The following is a 3914-nucleotide window of genomic DNA, read 5'->3' as shown; positions in this document are numbered from 1 at the left end:
GACTCGGACGGCGCCCCCGAGCCCGCCGTCCCCGAGGTCACCGTCCCCGGGCGCCCAGCCGCCGAGGGTGCCGTCGCCTGCGGGGGCGCCGTCCGAGTCGGCGAGGTCCATCGTCGCGTTCCGTCCGTTCCTGCCTGCCATGACTGCCATACCTGTCGTGTGGTCTCGAGCCCACGATCAACGGTGATCGCGGGTGGTACCGGGCCGGCGGCCGACCATGCGGACGGCCGCCGGCCTCCTGTGAACCCCCGCCAGCCCGCCGCGCGGGCCGGGGTGCCGCGCGTGGGGGTCCACACGCGGGCGTGTGCCTACGCGGCGGTCTCGCCGGGGGCGGCGCGGGCCGTCTCCAGATGGTCGAGGAGGCGGACCCGGATGTCCTCGGCGACGGCGGCCAGCGCCCGGCGCGAGCGTGGGTTGGCCGGCACGTCCACCTCGAACGGCTTGCCGAACACCACCCGGACCGGGGCCGAGCGCCGCGGCCAGCGGGCGCCCTTCGGCAGCGCGTTGCCGGTGCCCAGGCACGCCACGGGCAGCACCCGGCAGCGGCTGTGCACGGCGAGGTAGGCGATGCCGTGCTGGACGGCCGCCATCTCGCCGCTGCCGCGGGTGCCCTCGGGGAACACGCCGATCGCCCCGCCGCGGGACAGCTCGTCGAGCGCCGTGTGCAGGGCCTCGCGGTCGGGGCGGCCGCGGTCGATCGGGATCTGGCCGCTGATCAGCAGCAGCCGGCCGACGATCTTCGTGTACATCTCGGACTTCACCAGGCAGCGCACGGTGCGCGGCGCCTCGATGACGACGAGCGGGCCGTCGAGCCAGCTGCTGTGGTTGCCGGCGAAGATCAACGGCTCGTCGAAGGGCACGTTCTCGACGCCCTCCAGGCTCACCCGCATGATCATCTTGTTGATCGTCGCGCGCACGCCCGGCTTGAGCACCCGGTGCGGCAGGTCGTTGTAGACCGGCGACTCCGCCCCCCGGTGTAGCGACGCTCCCCGCCCGGGCGCGGCCCCGGGAACCGCCGCTTCGGGAGTCGCAGCCTGAGGTGCCGCCGGCTCAGGTGCCGCCGGCTCAGGAGCCGCAGCTCGGGGAGCCTCCGCCACGGCAGCCGTCGGCTCAGAAGCCGCGAGTTCGGGAACCGCCGCCTCTTGAACCGCCGCCTCGGGAGCCGCGGGTTCGGGGGTGGTCATGTCGCCACGTTGGTCGGCTGCCCGCAGTGGCGCAGGACCTCCTCGACCACCTCGGGGACGCCCATCGCCGTCGAGTCCAACACGATCGCCCCGTCGGGGATGGCCAGCGGGTCGGCGGCGCGAGTGCTGTCGAGCGCGTCGCGCCGGTCGAGCTCGGCCAACGTACGGGCCACGTCGTCGACGCCCTTCTCGCCGAGCTGGCGGGACCGGCGCAGGGCGCGCACCTCCGTCGACGCGGTCAGGAACACCTTGACCTGCGCGTCCGGGGCGACGACCGAGCCGATGTCACGGCCCTCGACGACGATGCCGCCGCCCGCGCGGGAGGCGTCGATCACCTGGCGCTGCTGGGCGACGAGCCGAGTGCGCACGGACGGTACCGCGGCGATCGCGCTGACCGCGTTGGTGACGGCCCGGGTGCGGATCTCGGCGTCGACGCGGGTCCCGTCGACGGCGATCGTCGGCTCGTCCGGGTCGGTGCCGACCGACAGCACCGCCCGTTCCGCGAGCTCGGCGACCGCCTGCGGGTCCTCGATGTCGATGCGACGCTCCAGCGCGAGCTGGGTGACGGCCCGGTACATCGCCCCGGTGTCGAGGTAGCGCAGACCGAGACGGCGCGCGAGCTCGCGGGCGACGGTGCTCTTACCCGAGCCGCCCGGGCCGTCGACCGCGACGACCAGCCCCGCTCCCTCGGCCGGCTCATCGTCCGTGACCTGGGGGTACGCGGCCGCGCCGCCTCCGGACCCAGCGCCGCCCGCGTGCGACGACGCGGACGTTCCCTTCGCCCCGCCGGCGGCGATCCCCTCTGCCGACAGCGCAGACCCGTGGTCGGGCTCCACCCGATTCCTCCGTCCCGGACACGTGAGAGTGGTCGGACCACGCCGCGCGGGCCCGGCTCCGCGCCGCGTCGGCCCCGGTCGGGGGCACCACGCGGGCGGTCGCGGACCGGTGACCGCGGCCCCGCCGACCAGCATCGTCGGCGGATCCCCGGCACGCGTACCAGGCCTGAGCTCGGACCGGCGGCGTCAACCCGTCGGGCGCACCACGGCGGAGACCGACGGGTGCGACCCCGGATCAGGCTACTCGGTGCCGCGTCAGGATCGTCGATATGCCGTCCATCCTGTGGCGTTCAACCGATCGACGACGTCGTCGGCGACCGTCGGATCGACGGCGAGCTCCACGATCCCGGCGGGATGGTCGAGGCTGTGCTCGAACGCGCCGACGTCCTCGATGTTCACGTCCCAGGCGCTGATCAGCCCGACGATCGCGGCGAGCTGGCCCGGCCGGTCGTCGAGCACGACGCCGACCCAGCCCCACGACCGCGTCGCCGTGCCGACCTTACGCGGCAGCCGCGCCCGGCCCGCGTGCCCATCGCGCATCACCCGGGTGACCGCGGCGGTGACCTCGTCGGCGCCGCCGGCGTCCAGGACGTCGGCGAGGGCGGACAGCGCCGTGCCGAGCTCGCGCATCCGCCGGGCGATCGGCGCCCGGTTGCCCTCGATGATCCCCGCCCACAGCTCCGCGTCGCTGTCCGCGAGCCGGGTCGTGTCCCGGAACCCCTGCCCGGCCAGCGGCACGTCCGAGCCCGACAGGTCGCCGAGCGTGCCCGCCAGCGCGCTCGCGACCAGCTGCGGGACGTGCGAGACAGTCGCCATCGCCTCGTCGTGGCGGCGCGGCGTCGTGCGCACCGGTGTCGCCCCGCAGGCCAGCGCGAGCGCCACGGTGGCGCGCACGGCGGCGTCCCCCGTGTGCGCGACGGGGCAGACGGCCCACACCCGCTCGGCGAACAGGTCGGCGCGGGCCGACACGGCGCCGTGCCGCTCGCGCCCGGCGATCGGATGCGCCGGGCACCACACCGACAGGTCGCAGCCGAGCTGCACGCCCTCGACCAGCGGTCGCACCTTGACGCTGCCGGCGTCGCTGACGGTGTCGGCGATCCCTGCCCGGGTCAGTGCCCGGACCTCGCGGGGGATCGTCGGCAGCGGTGTCGCGACCACCGCGTGCTCGACCCGCTCCCCCGCCTCCCAGCGCCGCCCGGCGCCCATCTTCTCGGCGAGTGTGACCTGCGCGTCATCGGCGTCGCGGAGCAGGACCTCGACCCCCCGGGCGGACAGCGCCAGCCCCACACTGGTCCCGATCAGCCCCGTGCCGACCACCCCGACGCGGCGCAGCGTCGGCAGCGCATCAGCGTCCCAGCCCGTCTCGACCATGAGACGACAGCCTATGGCGGCAGCCTCGGTCAGGAGCGTCTCGTCCCGAGGCACCCCGAACCAGGCCCGCGCCGAGGACGATCGTGGTGGAGGTGCCAGGTAGCAGGTGGGGTTGCGATCTTCGCGACCACTTGGCTCGCCCGCTTCACCGTACGCCGCATATCGGGCACGCTTCCCGCCGGTGGGAAGTACCTGCGGCGGACAGCGGCACCGTGTCGCGAATTCGCGGACTGCTGGCCGTTTCGCCACGATTACGCGACGCGGGCCGCCGTGACACTGACAGAACGCTGCACAGCTGGCGAGCCGACAGCACCGTGACGATGACAACTCGGGCCGCGACCAGGCCGTACCTCGGGTTGCGATCTTTGCGTCGGGCTGTCGCGCCAGCGGTTCGAGGCCGTTCGTGGCGGCGGTCCGCGGCGGCGGTCGGTGACAGCGTTCCGACACCGTCACGGCGTTCCCTGCCACAAACCTAGGGACAAACCGGACACGACACGCCAGGAAATTGGCATCACGCCGCCTT

3 protein-coding genes are annotated in these 3914 nt (G+C 74.5%); all 3 read right to left on the bottom strand.

The genetic code is table 11. The features are described from left to right. Nucleotides 1-308 precede the first annotated feature (308 nt). The 3 genes from C1A33_RS21870 to C1A33_RS21860 all read right to left on the bottom strand — a co-directional run bounded on the left by C1A33_RS21870 (nucleotide 309) and on the right by C1A33_RS21860 (nucleotide 3391). Nucleotides 309-1184, bottom strand: coding sequence for a lysophospholipid acyltransferase family protein (locus tag C1A33_RS21870; RefSeq protein ID WP_243407807.1), 876 nt, complete (start codon nucleotides 1182-1184; stop codon nucleotides 309-311). After that, complete coding sequence (gene cmk, locus C1A33_RS21865) at nucleotides 1181-2020, bottom strand: (d)CMP kinase (protein WP_207770435.1); 840 nt, start codon at nucleotides 2018-2020, stop codon at nucleotides 1181-1183. Before cmk ends, C1A33_RS21870 begins: the two co-directional genes overlap by 4 nt. Nucleotides 2021-2275: 255 nt before the next feature. Then, nucleotides 2276-3391 (bottom strand): prephenate dehydrogenase, encoded by a 1116-nt coding sequence (locus tag C1A33_RS21860; protein WP_101833260.1) that lies wholly within the window; start codon nucleotides 3389-3391, stop codon nucleotides 2276-2278. Between the last annotated feature and the right edge of the window lie 523 nt (nucleotides 3392-3914).

Source organism: Frankia canadensis, from assembly GCF_900197875.1.
GTDB lineage: Bacteria > Actinomycetota > Actinomycetes > Frankiales > Frankiaceae > Frankia > Frankia canadensis.
The sequence above is the reverse complement of the archived record's forward strand: the minus strand, read 5'-3'. Positions and strand labels throughout refer to the sequence as shown.

Excerpts from the sequence above, each read along its gene's own strand:
- C1A33_RS21860 (WP_101833260.1), bottom strand. The coding sequence starts at position 3,391 with ATGGTCGAGACGGGCTGGGACGCTGATGCGCTGCCGACGCTGCGCCGC.
- C1A33_RS21870 (WP_243407807.1), bottom strand. The coding sequence starts at position 1,184 with ATGACCACCCCCGAACCCGCGGCTCCCGAGGCGGCGGTTCAAGAGGCG.